Origin of the sequence: Actinophytocola oryzae, from assembly GCF_004364325.1 — a bacterium.
In the GTDB taxonomy this organism is placed as follows: Bacteria; Actinomycetota; Actinomycetes; order Mycobacteriales; family Pseudonocardiaceae; genus Actinophytocola; species Actinophytocola oryzae.
The window spans coordinates 206,463-227,113 of sequence record NZ_SOCP01000009.1; the positions used below are offsets into that span (position 1 = coordinate 206,463).

At 71.6% G+C, this 20,651-nt stretch carries 21 protein-coding genes and 2 pseudogenes; 7 read left to right on the top strand and 16 right to left on the bottom strand.

What is annotated here, in order from left to right:
• The first annotated feature begins 220 nt into the window (after positions 1-220).
• Together CLV71_RS24635 and CLV71_RS24640 are read left to right on the top strand one after the other, a co-directional pair.
• Complete coding sequence (locus CLV71_RS24635) at positions 221-1,687, top strand: NACHT domain-containing protein (RefSeq protein ID WP_133905219.1); 1,467 nt, start codon at positions 221-223, stop codon at positions 1,685-1,687.
• A complete protein-coding gene (locus tag CLV71_RS24640; RefSeq protein WP_133905220.1) occupies positions 1,591-2,286 on the top strand; it encodes a hypothetical protein in 696 nt (231 codons plus the stop codon). Before CLV71_RS24635 ends, CLV71_RS24640 begins: the two co-directional genes overlap by 97 nt.
• On the opposite strand, the gene CLV71_RS24645 is transcribed toward CLV71_RS24640, so the two are convergent.
• The 5 genes from CLV71_RS24645 to CLV71_RS24665 all read right to left on the bottom strand — a co-directional run bounded on the left by CLV71_RS24645 (position 2,243) and on the right by CLV71_RS24665 (position 7,187).
• Positions 2,243-2,986 carry a hypothetical protein gene (locus tag CLV71_RS24645; protein ID WP_133905221.1) on the bottom strand — a complete coding sequence of 248 codons (744 nt, stop codon included), beginning with the start codon at positions 2,984-2,986 and terminating at the stop codon, positions 2,243-2,245. The genes CLV71_RS24640 and CLV71_RS24645 overlap by 44 nt on opposite strands.
• A gap of 140 nt (positions 2,987-3,126) precedes the next feature.
• The gene (locus CLV71_RS24650) at positions 3,127-4,038 is read right to left on the bottom strand and encodes a sensor histidine kinase (protein ID WP_166664244.1); all 912 of its coding nucleotides are present in this window, start codon (positions 4,036-4,038) and stop codon (positions 3,127-3,129) included.
• Positions 4,035-4,808, bottom strand: coding sequence for an MEDS domain-containing protein (locus tag CLV71_RS24655; protein ID WP_166664245.1), 774 nt, complete (start codon positions 4,806-4,808; stop codon positions 4,035-4,037). The genes CLV71_RS24650 and CLV71_RS24655 overlap by 4 nt, the downstream gene beginning before the upstream one ends.
• 322 nt (positions 4,809-5,130) lie before the next feature.
• Entirely contained in the window at positions 5,131-5,952 is an 822-nt protein-coding gene (locus CLV71_RS24660; protein ID WP_133905224.1) for a DUF899 family protein, read from the bottom strand.
• 152 nt (positions 5,953-6,104) lie between these two features.
• Positions 6,105-7,187 carry a magnesium and cobalt transport protein CorA gene (locus CLV71_RS24665; RefSeq protein ID WP_133905225.1) on the bottom strand — a complete coding sequence of 361 codons (1,083 nt, stop codon included), beginning with the start codon at positions 7,185-7,187 and terminating at the stop codon, positions 6,105-6,107.
• Positions 7,188-7,280: 93 nt separating this feature from the next.
• On the opposite strand from CLV71_RS24665, the gene CLV71_RS24670 reads away from it, so the two are divergent.
• Positions 7,281-8,771: an MFS transporter gene (locus CLV71_RS24670; RefSeq protein ID WP_133905226.1), complete on the top strand. Its 1,491-nt coding sequence runs from the start codon at positions 7,281-7,283 to the stop codon at positions 8,769-8,771.
• 42 nt (positions 8,772-8,813) lie between these two features.
• Here CLV71_RS24670 and CLV71_RS24675 read toward each other — a convergent pair whose 3' ends face one another.
• Together CLV71_RS24675 and CLV71_RS24680 are read right to left on the bottom strand one after the other, a co-directional pair.
• Entirely contained in the window at positions 8,814-9,353 is a 540-nt protein-coding gene (locus CLV71_RS24675; protein WP_133905227.1) for a dihydrofolate reductase family protein, read from the bottom strand.
• Complete coding sequence (locus CLV71_RS24680; protein WP_133905228.1) at positions 9,350-10,417, bottom strand: sigma-70 family RNA polymerase sigma factor; 1,068 nt, start codon at positions 10,415-10,417, stop codon at positions 9,350-9,352. Before CLV71_RS24680 ends, CLV71_RS24675 begins: the two co-directional genes overlap by 4 nt.
• A gap of 201 nt (positions 10,418-10,618) precedes the next feature.
• Between CLV71_RS24680 and CLV71_RS49430 the strand changes: the two are divergent.
• Positions 10,619-11,002: pseudogene (locus tag CLV71_RS49430) on the top strand (ATP-binding protein); the annotation flags it as partial.
• A gap of 15 nt (positions 11,003-11,017) precedes the next feature.
• Here CLV71_RS49430 and CLV71_RS24690 read toward each other — a convergent pair.
• The 4 genes from CLV71_RS24690 to CLV71_RS24705 all read right to left on the bottom strand — a co-directional run bounded on the left by CLV71_RS24690 (position 11,018) and on the right by CLV71_RS24705 (position 13,496).
• Positions 11,018-11,488, bottom strand: coding sequence for a DUF6328 family protein (locus CLV71_RS24690; RefSeq protein ID WP_133905230.1), 471 nt, complete (start codon positions 11,486-11,488; stop codon positions 11,018-11,020).
• A 40-nt stretch (positions 11,489-11,528) separates the two neighbouring features.
• Positions 11,529-11,987: an ATP-binding protein gene (locus CLV71_RS24695; protein ID WP_133905231.1), complete on the bottom strand. Its 459-nt coding sequence runs from the start codon at positions 11,985-11,987 to the stop codon at positions 11,529-11,531.
• Positions 11,988-12,098: 111 nt separating this feature from the next.
• On the bottom strand, positions 12,099-12,827 hold the full coding sequence (locus tag CLV71_RS48575) for a DUF6292 family protein (protein WP_208297748.1): 729 nt from the start codon (positions 12,825-12,827) through the stop codon (positions 12,099-12,101).
• 147 nt (positions 12,828-12,974) lie between these two features.
• Complete coding sequence (locus CLV71_RS24705) at positions 12,975-13,496, bottom strand: helix-turn-helix domain-containing protein (RefSeq protein WP_243866700.1); 522 nt, start codon at positions 13,494-13,496, stop codon at positions 12,975-12,977.
• 64 nt (positions 13,497-13,560) lie between these two features.
• On the opposite strand from CLV71_RS24705, the gene CLV71_RS24710 reads away from it, so the two are divergent.
• Positions 13,561-14,829 carry an alpha/beta hydrolase gene (locus CLV71_RS24710; protein ID WP_133905233.1) on the top strand — a complete coding sequence of 423 codons (1,269 nt, stop codon included), beginning with the start codon at positions 13,561-13,563 and terminating at the stop codon, positions 14,827-14,829.
• A gap of 165 nt (positions 14,830-14,994) precedes the next feature.
• Here CLV71_RS24710 and CLV71_RS49435 read toward each other — a convergent pair.
• The 4 genes and pseudogenes from CLV71_RS49435 to CLV71_RS24730 all read right to left on the bottom strand — a co-directional run.
• Positions 14,995-15,183, bottom strand: a pseudogene (locus CLV71_RS49435) (class I SAM-dependent methyltransferase); the annotation flags it as partial.
• Positions 15,184-15,256: 73 nt separating this feature from the next.
• Complete coding sequence (locus CLV71_RS24720) at positions 15,257-16,054, bottom strand: 2-keto-4-pentenoate hydratase (protein ID WP_133905234.1); 798 nt, start codon at positions 16,052-16,054, stop codon at positions 15,257-15,259.
• 12 nt (positions 16,055-16,066) lie between these two features.
• Positions 16,067-17,092: a 4-hydroxy-2-oxovalerate aldolase gene (gene dmpG / locus CLV71_RS24725; RefSeq protein ID WP_133905235.1), complete on the bottom strand. Its 1,026-nt coding sequence runs from the start codon at positions 17,090-17,092 to the stop codon at positions 16,067-16,069.
• Positions 17,089-17,982 carry an acetaldehyde dehydrogenase (acetylating) gene (locus tag CLV71_RS24730; protein ID WP_133905236.1) on the bottom strand — a complete coding sequence of 298 codons (894 nt, stop codon included), beginning with the start codon at positions 17,980-17,982 and terminating at the stop codon, positions 17,089-17,091. The genes dmpG and CLV71_RS24730 overlap by 4 nt, the downstream gene beginning before the upstream one ends.
• A gap of 40 nt (positions 17,983-18,022) precedes the next feature.
• On the opposite strand from CLV71_RS24730, the gene CLV71_RS24735 reads away from it, so the two are divergent.
• Positions 18,023-18,784, top strand: coding sequence for an IclR family transcriptional regulator (locus tag CLV71_RS24735; protein ID WP_133905237.1), 762 nt, complete (start codon positions 18,023-18,025; stop codon positions 18,782-18,784).
• A gap of 9 nt (positions 18,785-18,793) precedes the next feature.
• Here the strand turns inward: CLV71_RS24735 and CLV71_RS24740 are convergent, their stop codons facing one another.
• Positions 18,794-19,102 (bottom strand): hypothetical protein, encoded by a 309-nt coding sequence (locus CLV71_RS24740; RefSeq protein WP_133905238.1) that lies wholly within the window; start codon positions 19,100-19,102, stop codon positions 18,794-18,796.
• A 334-nt stretch (positions 19,103-19,436) separates the two neighbouring features.
• Between CLV71_RS24740 and CLV71_RS24745 the strand changes: the two genes are divergently transcribed.
• Positions 19,437-20,651, top strand: coding sequence for a macrolide family glycosyltransferase (locus CLV71_RS24745; RefSeq protein ID WP_133905239.1), 1,215 nt, complete (start codon positions 19,437-19,439; stop codon positions 20,649-20,651).

A 20,651-nucleotide genomic window follows, 5' to 3' on the forward strand; every position in this document is an offset into this window, starting at 1 on the left:
TTCGAGCAGAGGCAGTACGGAATTTTCGAACTCACGCGTGAACAAGGCGGCCTGGCGGCTCGCCGTACGCACGATTCGTGGTGCCGCAACGGCCATCGGTATCACCCCGAGGAGTGCGCACAGTTCACTCCCGATAGCGGCGTCCACGGTTCCCCCAATCCGAAGCAGGCGTGGACGCACAGTCTATGCCTGTTTACAGTGAGATATAAGGTCGCGTGCTGTGTTACTTCGTTACCTGGTCCTACTGCTCGCGGTCGCCGCCGTCGCCGTCGTGTGGGTGCGTTACGGCGACACGAAGGTCACGATTCTGGTCGCGATCATGGCGCTGGGCGTCTCCGTGCTCCGCTTCCTGCCGTCGTGGCCGTGGCGGTGGCTGCTCGACCCGAGACCGAGCACGCCGGAGCAGGTCGACGCGGCGGCCGAGGCGCTCGCCCGGTCGGCGTCGCAGCAGTGGATGGCCGAACGCGGACGCAGGAACCTCGAGGACGCGCACTCGATGGCCATCCGGTGGTCGGTCGACGACAGGTACTCGCGCCAGTCCGTGCGTGGCGGCACCCCGGTCGCCGGTGACCTCGCGAGCGTGATCGACGACTTCGTCGCGCGACCGCGCCGACTGGTCGTGACCGGCGACCCCGGCTCCGGCAAGACCGGGCTCTGCGTGCTGCTCACGTTGGAGCTGCTCAAGAGCAGTCTGCCGGAGCGGCGGGTGCCGGTGCTGTTCCAGATGTCGTCGTGGGACCCGGACACGAACTTCGGCAACTGGCTGGTCCGCAGGCTGGTCGAGGACTACTCGTGGCTGGCGGAGCCCTCGACCTACGGTGCGTCCGCCTGTGCGGAACTCCTGGCGCAGCAACGGTTGCTGCCGATCCTCGACGGTCTCGACGAGTTGCCGGAGGGACGGCGGACCGCGGCGCTCGACGCGCTGCAGCGCGACTTCGCGGGCCGGCCGTTCGTGCTCACCTGCCGCGCCGACGAGTTCGCGGCGGCGCAGGGCGACCGGCTGCTGAAGGACGCGCTCGTCGTCTCGTTGCTGCCACTGGACGGCGGGGCCGCGGCGAGCTATCTGCTCGACTCCGTCACCGGCACCGGACTGGCCTGGTGGGACGCGGTGATCAGCCGGATCACCGACGAGCCGACGAGCACGGTGGGGACCGCGCTGACCAGACCGCTCACCCTGTTCCTCGCGCAGGCCGTCTACCAGCGCGCGGACACCGACCCGTCGGAGCTGCTCGACGAGCGGCGGTTCCCGGCACCGGAGGACGTCGAGCGACGCCTGCTCGACTCGTTCACCTACGCGGCGTTCGACGACGGCCGTCCAGCGCCGCCCGGCCCCGGCAGGCCCGCGCGGCCCAGGCGGTGGGACCCGGAGACGGGCATGCGGACCCTGACGTTCCTCGCGGCGCTCCTGCGTGACCGCAGGACCCGCAACCTCGGCTGGTGGGAGCTGACCGACCTGGTGCCGAGGTGGGTGTACGTCCTCGTGCGGGTGGTCATCGGGTCCGTGGGCACCTCGGTGCTGTCGGCCGTCCTCTTCGGACTCTTCGGCGCCCCTGGTTCGGTGCCTACTTCGGGCTCGGGGCGGGTGCGGTCGTGGCACTGGCGCTGGAGGCCATCACGACCGACCGGCCACGGCGGCTCGTGCTCTGGGACAGCCACAGCAGGCGGTTCGCCGTGCGGGCGGTGCTGACCGACCTCGAGTTCGTGCTGCTCGGCGGGATCGGCGGCGGGCTGATGGCCGGGCTGCTCTACGGGCCGTTCTACGGCATCCTCGCCGGTCTGGTGTTCGGGCTGGTGTTCGCGATGGTGCGCCGGTTCGTGCAGCCGACCGAGCCGAAGGAGGCGCTGAGCCCACGTGGTCTGCTGGTCAGCGACCGGGCCGCGGTCCTGTACGCGGCACTCGCCGGTGTCGGTACCGGCGCGCTCGTCGGCGGGTTCCTCGGCGGGGTGGTCGGTGGCGACGAGGCCGGGCTCGTCGTCGACGTGGGCGGACCCGTGCAGGAAGGGCTGCTCGGCGCCGGGATGGGCGCGGTGGTCGTCGGTGCGGTGCTCGGCATGATCGTGCAGGCGAACAGTGCCTCCGGCCGGTTCATCACCGTGCAGCTCTGGCTGGCGCTGCACGGCCGTACGACGGTGCGGCTGATGTCCTTCCTCGAGGAGGCGCACCGCGTCGGGGTGCTGCGCCAGGTCGGCGCCTACTACCAGTTCCGCCACGCGAGCCTGCAGGACCGGCTCGCCGCCCTGGCTAGCGCGCAGGCGCCTGGTCCCGTGCGAGCCGCGTCACCGTGAGGGTCGGTCTGCCGAGGACCCAGTAGGTCGTGGGCCGCTCAGCCGACGGGCGCACTCCGTAGTGCGCGGTGGGGAAGCGGACCCGCGCGGACCGCCCGGCCGCCGAGTTGTCCTCCAGGTGGATGGAGCCGAGCTCACCGCGGATCTGCTCGAGGCCGACCCCGTCGTCGGTGGGGTAGCTGAACTCCACGGTCACGGGAACGACCACGCCGTCGGCGTCCGCCCGCCTGCGCACGCCGAGCAGCCGCTCCACCTCGTCGCGCCGGGTGAGGTCGTAGACGCGGCGCACCGCCCACCTGCCCTGCCCGGTCTCGACGGGCTCGCTGGTGGTGAACCGGAGCACGTCGAACCGCCGCGCCCGCAGCACGTCCGACTGCGCCACCAGCCAGGTCCGTTCGAACCGCGCCTGCCGCCGCCGCAGCACCGCGAGGCTCACCGCGGCCAGGCCCGCGTACGCCGCGACACCGGCGGCGACGGCCACGACGAACGGCCGCAGCCCGTCGTCGACCAGGAACTCGCCCGCGAGCACGACCAGTGCGGCGACCACGACGAGCCGTGCGGCACGCCGGCTCGCGGCGCTGAACCCCGGTTCACGCAGCCCGACCAGCCGTCGCGGCCAGACGGGTCCCGGTGCGCCGGGCACGGGCAGGTCCGGCCGGGAGAACCCGACCGGGTAGAGCGCACTGGACGGCACGTCCATGCAGCTCACCTCCTCGCCGGCGGCGCACCCCCACCACGCCGGCAACCACGGCCCAGGCACACCCCATCATCCTGTGCCACGGCCGTCGTGCAACCCCACACCGGTGAACTTCCCGAAGTTCCAAGGAAAGCGCAGTACCGTCAACAGCCGTTCATGTGCATGCGCACCTGCGTGCCCGCGAACGACGACCGCCACTGGACCAGGTCGCACCACTCGTTGGCCAGCCAGAGCCCGCGTCCGCCCCTCGCGCTGGCCGGTGGGCGTTCGCGGCCGGTCAGCGGGTCGGGTGCCCAGCCGCTGTCGCTGATCTCGCACACCACGGTGCCCTGCTCGATCCACGCGACGAGCCTGCCCCGGCCGCCGCCGTGCCGGATGCTGTTGACGGCCACCTCGTGCACGGCGAGCACCAGTTCCGCGGCCCGGTCCGGGCACAGTCGCGCCGCCGAGGCGAGTGCGGCGACGACGTCGCGGAGCGCCGGGAGGTCGGTCACGGTGAAGGCCACCTCGGCAGCCTCGGGTGGCGGGGCGGGCAGGGCGTGGTCGAGCCGGTCGAGGTTCGCGACGAAGCGGTCGCTCGGGGAGCGCACGCCGTCCTCACCGACCACGGGGTGGCTCGCGAGTGCCTCGTCGATCACGGCGGGGGAGAGGGTGGTGACGTCGTACGGGCACATCAGCCGCCACGTCGGGCCGTGCTCGAACGCGACGTTCAGCAACGCCTCGTGCCGCTGGCACTCGAGCAGCTCGGCACTGCTCCGGCCTGCCCAGATCGGCTCGCCGATGCCCCGGCACCCCCGGCCCGACCGGACACTGTCCCTGACGAGCTCACGCCAGATCGAGATGATCCGCGTCGGGTTGCGGCCGAGGTCGGCCATGTTCGCGAACACGACGTCCCCCGTGGTGCCCAGGGCCTCGCGCAGTGCGTCGATCTGCCGCGCGCCGACCGCGACGAGCACGGTCTCGCCCGCCGCCACACCCTCCTCGACGAACGACACCGCGGCGTCGACGAAACCGGCGAGGTCCCGGTAGAGATACGCCTCGTGTCGGACACTCAAGCCACGATCTCCGCTCTGGGGCAGGTCTCGTCGTAGCCGAGCATCTCCCAGCAGCGGCGGAACGAGTGCGACGACGACTCCACCTGCAACGACATTCCCGGTGCCGACTCGACGAGGTCGGCGATCACCTGTAAGCCGGTCAGGTCGAGGAAACGCAGCTCGGCGAAACTCAGCCGCAGCACCGAGGACTCGCTCGCCGCGCTCTGCAGGGCCGCGCGGAAACTCGTGACGTTCGTCAGGTCGACCGCGCCGCACACGTGCCATCCGCCGGCGGCGTCGCTCCACATCCGGAAGCCGAGGTCGCCGCTGTTGGCGCCGTAGCCCTGTGCGTGCGCGGACATCGCGGCGGCGACGGCGTCCGGGGCGAACATGTGGTTGCGGTAGAAGCAGAGCATGGTGGCGTCGAGGTCGTTGACCGTGCGGTCCAGCGCCAGCTCGAACGCGATCAGGTCCCGGGTGCTGAGCGGGGTCATGCCGATGTCGCACATGTCCGCGAGCACGCGGACCCCGCGATAACCCTGGCGCCGCGCGGCTTCGACCTCGCGCCGCAGCTCGGTCTCCACCCCGTTCGCGGGCCAGCGCTCGTTGTGCGAGATCTCGCCCGCGTGGAACTGCTGCCCGCTGCCGAAGACGACCAGTTTCTCACCGGAGCGTTGTCCGTCGAAGAACAAAGGGCGAACCAGCTCGTCGAACTCGCGTTGTGAGTCGACGACGAGTCCGACGTGTCTGTCCGTTCGCGTCGAATCCGCGAGGTCCTGCTCGGGCGCCATTCGGGGAGAATACGTGTCCGACCGGGCAGGAAATAATTCTTCACTCAATAGGGTGAAGATCGAGGGTGGGAATAAGACGGGAGAATAACCACCCGGAATATCCGGTGCGTCCACCGACCCAGCTCGACGCCGGGCGCACGCTCGCCGGGCCACTCGGTTTCCAGGACCTCCACCCCGCCCACCGGCGCCTCTCGGCCGACCGGCGATCTCACGGCACCTCGCCCACCACCTGCTCCTCTCCGCCCGCGACTCGCCCGGACCGGACCCCTCGTGCTCGACCAGGGCCATCGGCAGTCCGCCCGACCCGTCCTGCGTTCCGGGCCTACCTGTGGGGGTCGCCCTGCCTGCCGAGGGTCTCCACGGGGGCCGCGCCGGGGCGAGTCCACTGTGCCGTGGGTCTGCTGGTCGGGCCCCAGGTGGCCACACCGTCGGCGTCCGAGCGCCAGTACCAGCAGGCCTGGCCGCCGCCCTCGGCCGGGTGTCCGTCGCGGACGCTGCCGAGCACCGGCCGGCCTTCGGGGTTGTCCTCCCACGCCTCGCCCCTGCCGTAGGGCGTCATGTCGAGCAGGGCCAGCGACGGGTTGGCCACCTCGTTGCCCCGGCCCGTCGTCGAGTAGGTGAGGAAGGTGCGGTCGCCGTCACGCAGGTAGGTGGTGAGGTGCCCCATGTCCTCGCCGACCGGTGCCGGCAGGTCGCGCACCGAGTACCAGGGCTCGGTGTAGCCCATGAACTCGACGAAGGCGGCGACCTCGTCCCACCGCCCCGTGGTCACGACGGCGTAGGAGACACCGCGGGCGTTGAGGTAGACGGAGTCCCCGAGGTGCCACGCCGTGGTGGTGCAGCCCTCGCACTGCCCCTGGTGCGGCGCCCCGTCGTACCACATGTGCTTGTAGACCACGAGCTCGTCGCGGCCCTGGAATAGGTTTAGGAACGGCACCGGCCCGTCGGCCCCGACGACCTCGACCTTCCCGTCGAACTCGACCATCGGCAGCCTGCGGCGGGCCGCGGCGATGGCGTCACCCTCGCGGGTGTGGGCCTTCTCGCGGACCAGCAGCTCGTCGCGGGCGGCCTGCCAGGTGGCCAGGTCGACCACGGGCGGGCGGCCCGGCTGTGCGGGGGTCGAGTCCTGCGGTGTCGTCGTCATGGTGTCCTCCGTGTGCCGTGGTCCTGCTCGTCACTATGGCGACGCACGGTACCCGCGGCGTTCGACACGCGTCCGGGAAGAACTTCGTTGGCGGCGTAGGCCGAACAGCACGACGGTGATCGCGGCGCATGGGAACAGGCCTTCGAGATCGGTCAGAGCCAACCGCGGCGGGTGAAGACGCGGTGCAGGATCACGCACACGGCGAGGATCGCGAGGATGACCGCCGGGTAGCCGAACGCCCAGTGCAGCTCGGGCATGAAGTCGAAGTTCATCCCGTACACACCGACGACCATGGTGGGGACCGTGATGATCGCCGCCCACCCGGTGATCTTGCGCATGTCGCCGTTCTGCTGCAGCGTGATCTTGGCGAGCGTCGCGTCGACGAGGGTGGTCAGCAGGTCGTCGAAGCTCGCGACCCGCTCCGCGACGACCGACAGGTGGTCGTCCACGTCGCGGAAGTAGGAGCGGACGTGGTCGGGGACCAGCGGCGTGTAGCGCTCGGTGAGCTTGCGCATCGGCGTCGTGAGCGGCACGACCGCGCGGCGCAGCTCCAGGATCTCCCGCTTCATCAGGTACATCTGCTCGGCACCGACCTGCGAGTTCGGCGCGAAGACCATCGACTCGACCTGGTCGACGTCGCGTTCGAACGCCTCGGTCACCTCGAGGTAGCTGTCGACGACGTGGTCGGCGATCGCGTGCAGCACCACGGCGGGGCCCTGCGCCAGCCGTTCCGGGGTGGCCTCCAGGTCGGCACGCAGCGACTTCAGCGCCGAGTGCTCGCCGTGGCGGACGGTGACGATGAAGTCCCTGCCGAGGAACGCCATGATCTCGCCGCTCTCGACGATCTCGTTCGTGGTGGTCGGCGCGGCGTGCTCGACGTAGCTGACGGTCTTGAGCACCATGAACAGCGTCCCGGAGTAGGTCTCCAGCTTCGGCCGCTGGTGGGCGTGCACCGCGTCCTCGACGGCCAGCTCGTGCAGCCCGAACGTCGCGGCCAGGCCGCCGATCTGCTCGGCCTTCGGCTCGAACAGTCCGATCCAGACAAAACCCTCGCCGCGCCTGCGGACCTCCGCCACCGCGCGGGTGTGGGTCCAGCGCCCCGGCAGCCGTCTGCCGTCGACGTACACGCCGCAGTCGATCACGTAGGCCGACATCGGCACGGGGATGCGCGGCGGACGTGCCGTGTCACGCGCCACGGGACCACCCCCTCCGAGCCGCACCCGACCGACCGTCATCGTAGATGACCGCGAAATCGGTGCGCCGGAACTGTCGAGGACCGCCGTTCTGGTTCGACTCCATGGTGAGCCTCCAGAAAGGATCGTCCACTCATGACCGCATCAGGGTTGACCACCTCCGGGCGCACCGGGGCGCCGGGGTGGACCCGCGGCCCCCGCGTCGCGCTCGCGCTGCTGGCGCTGCCGTCGCTGCTCCTCGCGATCGACATCAGCGTGCTCAACGTCGCGCTGCCGAGGATGGCCGCCGACCTGCACCCGAGCCCGACCGAGCTGCTGTGGATGAACGACATCTACGGGTTCATGGTCGGCGGCACCATGATCACGATGGGCACGGTCGGCGACCGGATCGGCCGCCGGAAGCTGATCATCCTGTGTGCCATGGTGTTCGCGGTGGCGTCGGCGTTCGCGGCGTTCGCCACCGAGCCGTGGATGATCATCGCGACCCGGGCCGTGATGGGTGTCGCGGGTGCGGCGATCATGCCCGCCTCGATGGCGTTGATCGGCCGGATCTACCCGGACCCGAAGGCGTCCGTCGCCGCCATGGGTGCCTACATGACCTGCTTCCTGACCGGGATGGCCGTGGGCCCGCTGGTCGGCGGCGTGCTGGTCGAGCACTGGGGCTGGGGCTCGGTGTTCCTGATGGGCGTGCCGGTGATGCTGCTGACCGTGGTCGCGGCGCCCCGCGTGCTGCCCGAGTTCCGCGCGAGCGACCCCGGCCGGCTCGACGTGCGCAGCGCCGTCCTGTGCCTCGCGTCGATCCTGCTGGTGGTCTACGCGCTCAAGTCGTCGGTCAACAGCGGCTTCTCCTGGCTCGTGGTGGCCGCGGCCTGCGTCGGGGTGGTGCTCGGCGTGGTGTTCGTGCGCCGCCAGAAGCGGCTGGCGCACCCGCTGGTGGACCTCGGGCTGCTGGCGCGGCCCGGCGTGGCGCGGACGATGTGGGTGCTCCTGCTGACCGCCGTGGTGATGGGCGGGACGTCGCTGTTCGTCACGTTCTACCTGCAGTCGGTCCAGGGCCTCACACCGCTCGTGTCGGCCATGTGGTTGCTGCCCCAGATGGCCGCCATGATCGTCGCGTCCAACCTCGGGCCGTGGCTCGGCCGCCGCGTGGCGCAGTCCCGGCTCGTCGCGGTGTGCATGGGGATGATGACCGTCGGGTTCGCGTTGTTCGCGCTGGTCCCTGACGGTCCGGCCGGGCTCGCCGTCCTGACCTGCGCCACCGTCCTGACCACCGGGGGGATCGGCGCGGCGCTCCCGTTCCTGATGAACGACGTGATCGCGCACGCGCCGCCCGACCGCGCGGGCTCGGCCGCCTCGTTCACCCAGACCGCGAACGAGATCGGCATCGCCATGGGCCTCGTCGTGCTCGGCAGCGTCGGCACGGTGACCTACCGCGACCGCCTCGGCCAGGCAGGCGGCTCCTGGGTCGACGGCTTCGCGAAGGCGACCGGCGACCCCACGCTGCTCGACCACGTCCGCCACGCGTTCACGTCCGGGTTCCACGCCGCGGGCGCGACCTGTGTCGGGATCATGCTCGTCGTGCTGGTCCTGACCGTCCGGCTCCGCCGCCGCTCACCGGCCGAGTGACTCGCCGCCGTCCGCGGCAGGCTCGTGCCGTGTCGGCCGCCGTCACACGACGCGGAACCGGAGGTTCGTGGCCCGGGGTGCCTCGGTCTGGGCGATGCGTTCGAGCTTGACGTTGGTGCCGCCGGGGTGGTCGAAGAGGCGGACGCCGTCGCCGAGGAGGACGGGTGCCACACACACGAAGACCTCGTCGAGCAGTCCCGCCTCGAGGCACTGGCGGGCGACGTCGGCGCCGATGACGTTGACGTACTTCCCGCCCGCGGCGGCCTTCGCGGCGGTGACGGCCGTGTCCAGGTCGGGGACGAACGTGACGCCGGGCATCGGGGTGGCCGGGGCGTGGTGTGTCAGCACGAAGTGCGGACCGTCCCAGCTGCCGAACGCCTTGCCTGCCTTCTCCGGGTCGTCGCGGTGCGGGTCGTCGCCCCGGAAGCTGCGGTTGCCGACGAGGATGGCGCCGATCTCGTCGATCAGCCGGTCGACGGTCGGGTTGGGTCCGATGTGCTCGGTCAGCCAGGACATGTCACCGCCCGGGCCTGCCATGAAGCCGTCGAGGGACATGGTCGCGGAGAACAGCAGCTTGCTCACGATCTACCTCCATCACGGGTCGACTCGTGTTGAGACGGTGGATCGTCCGGAAAGTCATCGGTGAGTGTGGCGGGCAGCCCGAACGCGGGGAACAGGCCGAGGTCGTGGAAGGCGGTGATCTCCGTGACCCGGTCGTCCTCGATCTCCAGCACGGAGATGGCGAAGGGGTGGTAGGCGTCGGTGCGCTGGACGTAGGTCGCCACCGCGGGCTGCCGGTTGGCGCCGGTGGGCACCATCCGGAGGCGGCCGACGTAGCCGGAGTCCCAGCTCGCCGTGAGTGCGGCGACGACCGAGTCGCGGCCGTGCAGCCACATGGGCCACGGCGGCATCGCGGTCCGGACCTCCTCGGCGAGCAGTCTCGCGAGCGCGTCGAGGTCGGCGCGTTGCATGGCGTCGACGTACCGGCGCAGGACCGTGCGTTCCTGCCCGGACGGCCGGTTCGCCCAGTCGGCGCGGCGTTCGGGCAGGTGCTCGCGCAGGGTGGTCCTCGCGCGTTGGAGTGCGCTGTTGACCGAGGCCACAGGGGACTCCAGGAGGGCGGCCGTCTGTCTGGCCGGCCAGCCGAGCACGTCCTGCAGGATCAGGGCGGCGCGTTGCCGCGGCGGGAGGTGCTGGAGCGCGGCGAGGAAGGCCAGCTCGATGGTCTCCCTGGCGACGGCGACGGAGTCCGGTCGGGACTCGCTCGGCGCGGCCGGTTCGGCCAGGCGGTCCGGGAACGGCTGGAGCCACGGGATGTCGGTACGCGGCGGCAGCGCGGGTCCCGGTGGGGTCGGCGCGCTGAGGTCGTAGGGGAGGACCCGTCGGGCCCGGCTGTCGAGGAAGTCGAGGCAGGCGTTGGTGGCGATGCGGTAGGCCCACGCGCGGAACGTGGAGCGGGCCTGGAACCCGTCGAGGTTCTTCCACGCCCGCAGGAACGTCTCCTGGACGAGGTCCTCGGCCTCGTCGAACGAGCCGAGCATCCGGTAGCAGTGCACCCGCAGCTCACCCCGGTACCGTTCGAACAGCACCCCGAACGCGCCCTCGTCCCCCGCCCGCGCCGCGGCCACCACCTGGTCCTCGTCCACACCGGAACGCTACTGGCCGGGCCGAGGACCTCGGCATGACGGCGGTGCGCGACCGTTCGGGATCGGTACAGAGCGGTCGTGGCCGCCGACGTCGGTCCCGGTGGGTACCCGGCGGATGCTATACACGGACGATCTCGTCGAGACCGATCAGTGCGACGGCGTCGCGTTGATCCGCGTCCACCGCCGGGGAAGGGACGCGGGATGAGTGATCCGGGAGACCATCCCCACGGCGTCGTGCGCGAGTTGCGGCACAGTGTCGACGCCAACCCCGACACGATCGGCCGCACGCGGGACCTGCTCGGCGAGTGGGCCTCGGCGGCCGGAGTCGTCGCCGAGCAGCGCGACGACCTCCTGCTCGCCACCTACGAGGCGATGGCCAACTCCACCGAACACGCCTACGGGGGACACGGCGGCGTCATCGACCTCCACGCCTACCGCACGCCGGACGGGATCGCCATCACCGTCAGCGACCACGGCAACTGGCGCGCACCCCACCCCAGCATGCTGCGTGGCCGCGGCCTGCCGTTGATCGAAGGGCTCGCCGACCACGCCGAGATCACCCACGACGAGTTCGGGACCACCGTGCGCATGCGCTGGGACCTAGTCGGCCCGGACGCGCAGCGGGAGGACGAACCACAACACCGCGAACAACGCGGCGACCACCACCGCGGCGACGGACGCGACGGCGGTACCCGCGACGACCTTGAACAACAGCAGCACGGTCGCGGTCATGGCGACGGCCAGTGAGGCGAGGCCGGCGACGGTGAGCCTGTTGGCCACCGCGACGATCTCCGGGCGCCTGCCCCGCCGGAACAGCAGCCGGTGCCACGCGGCCGGCGCCGTGAACAGGGCTACCGACGCCGTGGCGAACACGACCGCCACCAGGTGCACGACCTGCTCGAAGCCCGACGCGCGGGCGTAGTGCTCGGTGAACGCCACCGAGAGCAGGAAGCCGAAGAGGAACTGCACCCCCGTCTGCGCGACCCGCAGTTCCTGGAGAAGCTCACTGACATTGCGCGCCAGCTGTTCGTCGCGGCTCTCGGCGTCCCCATCGAGAGGCTTTGTCACCATAACGGGTGAATTACCCGAAAAGTCCTACCCAAACGCGTACCTACGACACCGCCATCGCGCCGACCTGTCCGTCGGCACGGGGTTCTGCCTGGCAGGCGAGCACGGCCCACACGGTCTTGCGGCCGGTGCCTGCCCTGCGGCGCACGCCCCAGGCGCGCGCGATGTTCTGCACGAGCACGAGGCCACGCCCGCGGTGCGCCGCCTCGCCGAAACGGGACTGCCCGACGGTGACCGTCTCGAGGTTGGAGTCCTCGACCTCGATGGTCGTCCTGCCGTCGACGACGCAGTGGTGGAGACGGACCATCTGCGGACCGTCGCCGTGCTCGTAGGCGTTGGACGCCAGCTCGTCCGCCACCTGCATGACCTCGGTCACGTGCCGCTCGCCGAGGTCGGCGAGCACGGCCGAAAGCCACTGCCGCAACCGCCGCAGCCCTCTGGCGTCACTCCCGCGCAGGTCCAGACTGTGGCTACCCACCGGACAACTCAGCCGGTTCGTCACGTGTCCTCCTCCGCCGCCCTGCCCCTGCCCCGATCACGTCGGCCCTGTGCGGGTAATGCCCCGTCAGGACGATCCGGAAACCACCGCTGGTCTGGCCATCGAGCCGACAGCTCAGCCGCACTGGCTCAGACCGGTCAGGTCGTTGCCCGCCAGGCTCGTGATGCCGTTGGTCCGAATGGGCAGCCGCACCTGGGGGATCAGCGCCCGGCGCACCCGTCGTGCCAGCTCCTCGGGTCGCGGCCGGAGCTCCTCCGGCCAGGCGGCCAGCACGACCGGCGGCTCGTCACTGGCAGGCTCGATCGCCAGCGACCAGCCGTCCGTGCTGGTCCACTCGAGCATCAGGAAGCGTCTCGCGTCGGCGGGCGCCGGGTGGGAGAGCGCCACGTACGCGGCGGACGGCGGCCCGTACTCGCACCAGGCGGCCGCGGGCTCGACGCCGACCGCGTGGGCCACCTCCTCGACGTAGTGGCGCAGTGCACGTGCCTCGCGGTGGCTGTTGTCGGGCTGCATGACGACCGTCCCTTTCGGTTGATCACCCATTCGGGGGACGACTACCCGGGGGCAGGGCCACCAAACGGCGGGACCCTGGCGTGACACCTCACAGTTACGCAACCGCACGGCGTCGGCCTCGCTCGCGACGTCGTCCCCGGCGACGCGTGCGTCTCCGCCGTCGAAGCCGATCAGCGTGAAGAGGATCCGCACCACGGTCGTCTTGCCGGCGCCGTTCGGGCCGAGCAGTGGGAACGTGGTCCCCTCGCGGACGCCCAGGTCGATGCCGTCGAGCAACACCTTGTCGCCGAACGACGTGCGCAGCCCGTCACCGCGATCGCCGATCGTGATGGCGCGCTGGTCATGCCCCTCCTCCCAGTCCGTCGTGGCCCGGTCGGCCACGTCCGGGAAGGCGGATGCGGGTGAGGGGTGTCGCCGCGGCCTCGTCCCGGTGTCGGCCCGCGACACCGGGACGGCGGGCGTCACCCCCGAGCGCGGTCAGTCGTCCTCGGTCGGGAACAGGATCGGGCTGAGCAGGTAGCGGGCGCGGCCGGGGGCGGGCTCGTTGGCGAGCCTCGGCAGGATCGCCGCGCGCAGGTCGAGGATCAGGGCCGTCAGCTCGTCGCGGCTGAGCCAGACGGCGTGCTGGCGGTAGCCGACGAGGTCCTCGGCCGGGTCGACGTGCTCGCGGTCGAGGTAGGCGCCGAACTCGGCGGCCAGGACGGCGAGTGCCGTGGCGAACGCGCCTCGGTGGTCCTCGGTGGACAGTGCGGCGGCTGCCGCGCCGTCGATGACCGCCCGGTCGCGGCGCAGCCGGTAGTGGCGTTCCACCGCGCCTCGGACGCGCCGTTCCTCGGCCACCTCGAGGATTCCGCCGGTCGCGAGGAGGTCGACGTGCCGGTACACCATGGCCTTGGAGACGTCCGGGAGGCGGGCGCAGAGGTCGGCCGTGCTGAGTACGCGGTCGCCGTGCATCGCGTGCACGATCCGCAGCCGGACGGGGTGCGCGACGAGGGTCATGGTGTCCACGTCCGAACGATCTCATCCTGTGCTACCTTTCGCAAAGTATGAGAAAGGTGGTTGGATGGTGGACGGCGCTGCTGCCGCGCTGGCGTTGGTCGGCCTGGCGCGTGACGGCCGGTTCGGGGAGGTGGCGGAGCTGTTCTCGGCGCCGTTGCGGGCGCTCGCGTCGGAGGGGACGGTGCGGTCGGCGTGGGTGGCCGAGCTGGGGAGGATTGGTGCCGTCACGGCGATCGGGATCCCGGCGACCGGGCCGGGGGAGGCGGGCCTGGTCCGCGCGAGTGTCCCCGTCACGTGCGAACGCGGCGGCTTCACGGTGCTGGTTTCCTTCGACGACAGGGGAATCGTGCACGGGCTGCGGCTCGCACCCGCGACGGGTCCGGTGTGGACGCCGCCGGACTACGTGCGCCGCAGGCGGTTCACGGAACGCGAGATGGTGCTGGGCGGCGGTCCCCGTGCCGTGCCGGGCACGCTGACCCTGCCCCGCCGGGCGCGAGTCGGCGTGGTGCTGCTCAGCGGCGGCGGCCCGTTCGACCGCGACGGGACGAGCGGGGCCAACAAGCCGCTGAAGGACGTGGCGTGGGGGCTGGCGAGCAGGGGAGTGGCGGTCCTCCGGTTCGACAAGGTGACCCACGTCCACGGCGGGCTTGCCCCCGGCGCGACGATGACCGACGAGTACGTGCCACACGCCGTGGCCGCCGTCGAGCTGCTGCGGGCGCACGTCGAGAGGGTGGTTCTCGTCGGGCACAGCATGGGTGGCAAGGCCGCACCGCTGGTCGCGTCGAGTGTCCAGGTGGATGGCATGGTGCTGCTGGCCGGTGACGCGCAGCCGATGCACCACGCGGCGGTGCGCGTGGCCCGCTACCTGGCGTCGGTCGCGCCCGACGTGGTCGACGGGGAGGCGGTGGCGGTGTTCACCCGGCAGGCGGCGCTGGTCGACGGTCCCGACCTGACGCCGTCGACACCGGCGGCGGAACTGCCGTTCGGCTTCCCGGCGTCGTGGTGGCTGGCCATGCGCGCCTACGACCCGGTCGCCGCCGCGGCGGCCGTCGGCGTGCCGATGCTGATCCTCCAGGGCGCCCGCGACTACCAGGTGACCGTGACCGACGACCTGACCCGCTGGCAGGCGGGCCTTGCCCACCGCCCGAACGTCACGTTCCGCGTCTACGCCGGCGACAACCACCTGTTCTTCCCCGGCGAAGGCCCCTCGACCCCCGCCGAGTACGACCAACCACAGCACGTCGACCCCCAGGTCGTCACCGACATCGCGACGTGGCTGTCGACCACCCGGCCGGTTGGTCAGGCGGGGCGCCGCGCGGTGAGCAGCACCTGAGGACGCAGCGACGGCGGCTGCGGCGGCAGCCGCAGCTCGGCGACCGTCTCGAGGCCGGCGTCGACCAGCATCCCGGCCAGTTCCTCGGGGCGGTACAGGTGGGTGGTCCAGGAAACAGGCCGACGCGACGGAGAACCGCAGGTCGGGGTACTGCCGCCGGGCGTGCTCGACCATCCGGGGCGACAGGTCGACGCCCGAGGCGTCAAGACCGAGATCGGCGAGGTGCGCTGTGACAGTGCCCTGCCCGCAGCCGACGTCCAGGACCGGGCCCAGCCCGCGGACGGACTCGGCGAACGCGGCGAGCACCGCCCGCAGCCACGGTTGCGCCTCCAACCTGCCCACGGCGAGGTCCACATAGGCGTCGGCGACGCGGTCCTAGGACTCGCGGACCGTCTCGAGGTCGGAGGGCTGCCGCACGGGAGGCATCCTACGTACGGTGCTGGTCGGCCACCCGGATGGTGACGGTGCCCAGGCGGTCGAACTCGGCGGTGAAGACGTCGCCCGCCGACAGTGGGACGGCGGCGTGCAGGGCGCCGGTCATGACCATGTGGCCGGGTTCGAGGGCGACGCCGTGTTCGCCGAGGGTGTTGGCCAGCCAGGCGACCACGGCGACCGGGTCGCCCAGTGCCGCCGCGCCCGCCGCGGTGTCGAGCAGCTCGCCGTTGCGGGTCATCACCATGCCGATGAGGCGGGGGTCGAGGTCGTCGATGGGCAGCTCGCGCTCGGCGGTGGCCATGGCGCCGTTGGACGCGAGGTCGGCGACCGTGTCCGCCAGCTTGATCCGCCAGTCCGCGATGCGGGAGTCCACGATCTCCATCCCCGCCCGCGCACCGGAGATCGCCGCGCGGGCCTGGTCGACCGTGACCCCGGGGCCCCGCAGCCGCGTCCCGAGCGTGAAGACGATCTCCGCCTCCACCCTCGGGGCGATGAAGTCGCCCAAGGACACCGTGGCGCCGTCGGCGTAGACCGTCGACGCCAGGACCGGGCCGTAGTCCGGCGAGTCGACGCCGATCATCTTCTGCATCGCCACCGACGTCAGGCCTACCTTGTAGCCGATGACCCGGTCGCCGTCGGCCAGCAGGAGCCGCACCAGCTCCTGCTGCACGGCGTAGCCGTCGGCCATGCCGAGGCTGGGGTCGGTGTCGGTGAACGGGGCGATCGGGGTCCGGGTGCGCCTGGCCTCGTAGAGGGCCTTCGCCTTGCCCGGGGCGTCGGTGAGCGGCATGGGGTGATCCCCTCAGCGTTGCGCGGCTAGTTGGATGGCTACGTCGATGATCATGTCCTCCTGGCCGCCGACGTACCCCAGCTCACCACACCGGCGCAGGATGTCGTGGGCGGGCACCTTGTACCGCTCCGCCGCCCGTTCCGCGTGCAGCAGGAACGACGAGTACACACCCGCCCAGCCCTGCACGATCGCGTTGCGGTCCATCTTCGGCCACCGGTGCAGGTACGGGCGCACCACGTTCTCCGCCGCGTCCAGCAGGCCCAGCACGTCCAGGCCCGTGGACACGCCCAGCCGGTCGAACACCGCCGCCAGCACCTCGGTCGGCGAGTTCCCCGCGCCCGCGCCCAGCGCGCACACCGACCCGTCGATGTAGCGGACCCCCGCCTCGTACGCGAGCACCGAGTTCGCCACGCCGAGGCTGAGGTTCTGGTGCCCGTGGTAGCCGACCCACGCCTCGTCGCCGACCTCCGCGACCAGCGCCTCGAACCTGGCCTTGGCCTCGTGCATGAGCAGCGCCCCCGCAGAGTCCGTCACGTACGGGCACTGGCAACCCGCGTCGACCATGATCCTGGCCTGCTTCGCCAGGTCCTCCGGCGACGTCCGGTGCGCCATCATGAGGAAACCGACGGTCTCCATGCCCAGGTCGCGGGCCGCCGCGAAGTGCTGCGGCGACACGTCGGCCTCGGTGCAGTGGGTGGCCACCCGCACCATGTCCGCGCCCGCGTCCCTGGCCTGCCGCAGGTGCTCCACCGTGCCGATGCCGGGCACCAGCAGCACCGCGATCCTCGCCTGTTTCGCCTCCTCGCGGGCGGCGGCGATCAGCGTCATCTCGTCGGTGTGGGAGAAGCCGTAGTTGAACGACGAGCCGCCGACGCCGTCGCCGTGGGACACCTCGATGGTGTCCACGCCTGCCTGGTCCAGCGCGCGGACCGTGTCCCGCACGTGCTCCTCGGTGAACTGGTGGGCCATCGCGTGGCTGCCGTCACGCAGCGTCGTGTCCGTGATGCGGACGTCGTGGGTCAGCTCCGGCCTGCTCATGCCGTCACCCTCGCCTTCGCGATCAGCTCGCCGACCTGCGCGGCGGCGGCGGTCATGATGTCCAGGTTGCCCGCGTAGGGCGGGAGGTAGTCGCCGTTGCCCTTGACCTCCAGGAACACGGCCACCCGACCGTTGTCGCGCCAGTCGGGGCGCGGGTCGTCGAACTGGGGCTCCGCGCGCAGGGTGTAGCCGGGCACGTACTGCTGGACGTCCGCGATCATGTCGTGGATCGAGCCCGTGATCGCGTCGCGGTCGGCGTCGGGTGAGATCATGCAGAACACCGTGTCGCGCATGATCATCGGCGGGTCGACCGGGTTCAGGATGATGATCGCCTTGCCGCGCTCCGCGCCGCCGACCTCCTCGACCGCCCTGGCGGTGGTCTCGGTGAACTCGTCGATGTTGGCCCGCGTGCCCGGGCCTGCGCTGCGTGAGGACACCGACGCGACGATCTCGGCGTAGGGGACCGGGGTCACCCGCGAGACGGCGTGCACGATCGGGATCGTCGCCTGCCCGCCGCAGGTGATCATCGAGACGTTGGGCGAACCGAGGTGCGCGGCCCCGTTGACCGGCGGGCACACCATCGGTCCGAGGTGCGCGGGCGTGAGGTCGACCGCCTGGATGCCCGCCTCCTCGTAGCGTGGCGCGTTGGCCACGTGCGCCTTGGCCGAGGTCGCCTCGAACACCAGCTGCGGCAGCGGGTCCTGGCGCAGCAGCCACTCGACCCCGTCGGAGCTGGCCGCCACCCCGTTGTCGCGTGCGCGGGCGAGCCCGTCGGACTCGACCACGCCCACGACGTAGGCGACGTCGACGACGGTGCTGCGGCGCAGCTTCTCGAACAGGTCGGTGCCGATGTTGCCCGGCCCGACGATCGCGGCGGTGATTGTGCCCATGAGCTGGACTCTCGCACCGGGGTCGCGTCACGATGAAGGCGTGCGTACCGCTGAATGGAACGACGGGCCGAACTCGGTGCTCGGTCGCGCCATGAGCCTGCTGACCGCGTTCCGGCCGGAGGAGGTCGAGCTGAGCCTCGCCGAGCTGGCGCGGCGCACGGGGCTCGCGAAGACAACCGCGCACCGGCTGCTGCGGGAGCTGACGGCGTGGGACCTGGTCGAACGCACTCCCGGCGGGGTTCGGCTCGGCATGCGGCTGTTCGAGCTGGGCTCACTGGTGCCTCGCCAGCGAGGCCTCCGGGAGGCCGCCGCGCCGTTCCTGGCGGACCTGTTCGAGGCCACGCACGAGACCGTGCACCTGGCGATCCTCGATGGGGTCGAGGTCGTGTACGTGCAGAAGCTGGACAGCCGCAGAGGTCCGAAGCTGCCCTCACGCGTGGGTGGGCGGCTGCCTGCCCACTGCACGGGGGTCGGCAAGGCGTTGCTGGCGTTCGCCCCGCAGGCCAGGGTGGACGCCGTCCTCGCGACCGGGCTGCGCCGCCGCGCGCCGCGCACGGTCGTGGCGCCCGGCCTGCTGCGTCAGGAGCTGGCCGAGATCCACGACCGCGGCGTCGCGATGGAGCACGAGGAGTCGACCGTGGGCATCACGTGCGTGGCGGCGCCGGTGCTGGACACCGACGGCTTCGCCCTCGCCGCGGTCTCCATCACCGGCTGGGTGAACCGCCTCGAACCCGCCCGGTTCGCGCCGGCCGTGCGGACCGCGGCCCTCGGTATCTCCCGCACGCTGCGTGGCGGGCGATAGCACGCGAGGTCACGCCGACGCGAAGCTGGCCATCCAGAGAATGCAGAGCAGAAGGCCGACCAGGGAGCACGACAGCCCGGCGATGGCGGGGCCTTTCGGCATACCGGGAACCTTGCCCGCCTTGCTGATTCCCGCGCCACCGAAAATGACGCCGAGAATGACCAGCGGCCAGGCGATCACGCCGATCACCGGGATGAGGGAGAACACCAGACCGAGAATTCCCAGGACGAGGGCGGCGGTGCCCAGTCCGTTCGTCGGCTGTGCAACATACACTGGCGCGGGGTGGGTCTGGGCCTGGGGCGGGACATAGTCGGTCATAGGAACCCTCTCTGTGTGGTGAGTTGGATCCTATGTCGTGCCTTGTGGTGAATCCGTTACTGCTCGGCTGGAATTCACTCGTTCGTGTGTTCCGCATGGTTACCCGGGGCGGCCCTGAATCCGCGGTGGACCTTTCTTCGTCGAATTCCTCACCTGTTACCGCAAATCCGCCGACTGTTGTCGGGCCCGTTCCGCGTGACACGGGAGCGGGCACCCGGCCCACGAGGCGCCGCCCCCGCTGTCGGTGATCGGCCTCCAGGAGACGAGCCAGCACTAGGGTTTTCCCTGGTGCCAACGGACCTACGGTCGGTGGACGCACGACCGGAGGTGGCTCGTGGGCCGTCATGCCTTGTTCCTGGCCATTCCGGCGCATGGGCACATGCGCCCGGCGCTGGCCGTCGCCGGGGAGCTGGTCTCGCGGGGATGGCGGGTCAGCGTGCTGGCCACCGACGAGTTCGCCGGCATGGTCACCGCCGCGGGCGCCGACGTCGTGCCCTACACGACGCAGATGTCGCAGTGGCTCGGGCCGGGACGGGCGGGCAACGCCGACCCCGACGCCGACTCGCTGGCCTGGTCGCGGGTCCTGTTCTTCATCGAGGGCGCCCACCTCGTCGAGAAGGCGCGGGAACGGTTCGACGACGACCCGCCGGACGTCGTCGTGTACGACATGGCGGTGGCCCACGCCGGCCGCGCGCTCGGGCAGCTGTGGCACCGGCCGACCATCCAGTCCACGCCCTCGTTCGGCTCCAACGCGCGGTACTCGCAGGTCGACGTCGTGCTCGCGTCGGCAGGGGTGGGGCCGGGACATCCAGCCCTCGCCGAGCTGCGCCGCATGGCAGGCGAGTTCGCCGCGCGGTACGACCTGGCCGACGCGCCCGACGACCTCGTCAGCTGGGCCGCCGACCACGCGATCGTCTACCTGCCGAGGCAGTTCCAGGTCGCCTCGGCCGGCTTCGGTGACGGCGTGGGGTTCGTCGGACCCTGTCTCGGCACGGAGGACCGTGCGGGGGACTGGGCGCCGCCGCCGGACGGGCGGCCCGTCGTGGTCGTGTCCATGGGCACCACCGTCAACGGCGGGGTCGAGCTGTTCCGGCAGTGCCGGGACGCCTTCGCCGACCAGCCGTGGCACGTGGTGATGACGCTGGGCGGCACCGATCCGGCCGCTCTCGGCGCCATCCCGACGAACATCGAGGTCCGCGCCTGGATCCCGCAGCTCGCCGTGCTCGGGCACGCCGCCGTGTTCGTCACCTCCGGCGGGCTCGGCAGCGTCGCCATGGCGTTGCACGAGGGCGTGCCGATGGTGGTCGTGCCCCGGATCCCCGAGTGTCGGGTCATCGCGCGCCGGGTCGCCGCACTCGGGCTCGGCACGGTCGTCCCGCCCGGCGAGGCCACCGGGCCGCGGCTGCGTGACGCCGTGGCCGCGCTGCTCGCCGACGGGGACACCGCGCGCCGGGTCGCCGCGATGCGGGAGCACACCCGCGCGGCGGGTGGCGCCACGGCGGCCGCCGCGCTCGTCGAGGCCAGGTCGGCCGTCCACGCCGGCGGCTGA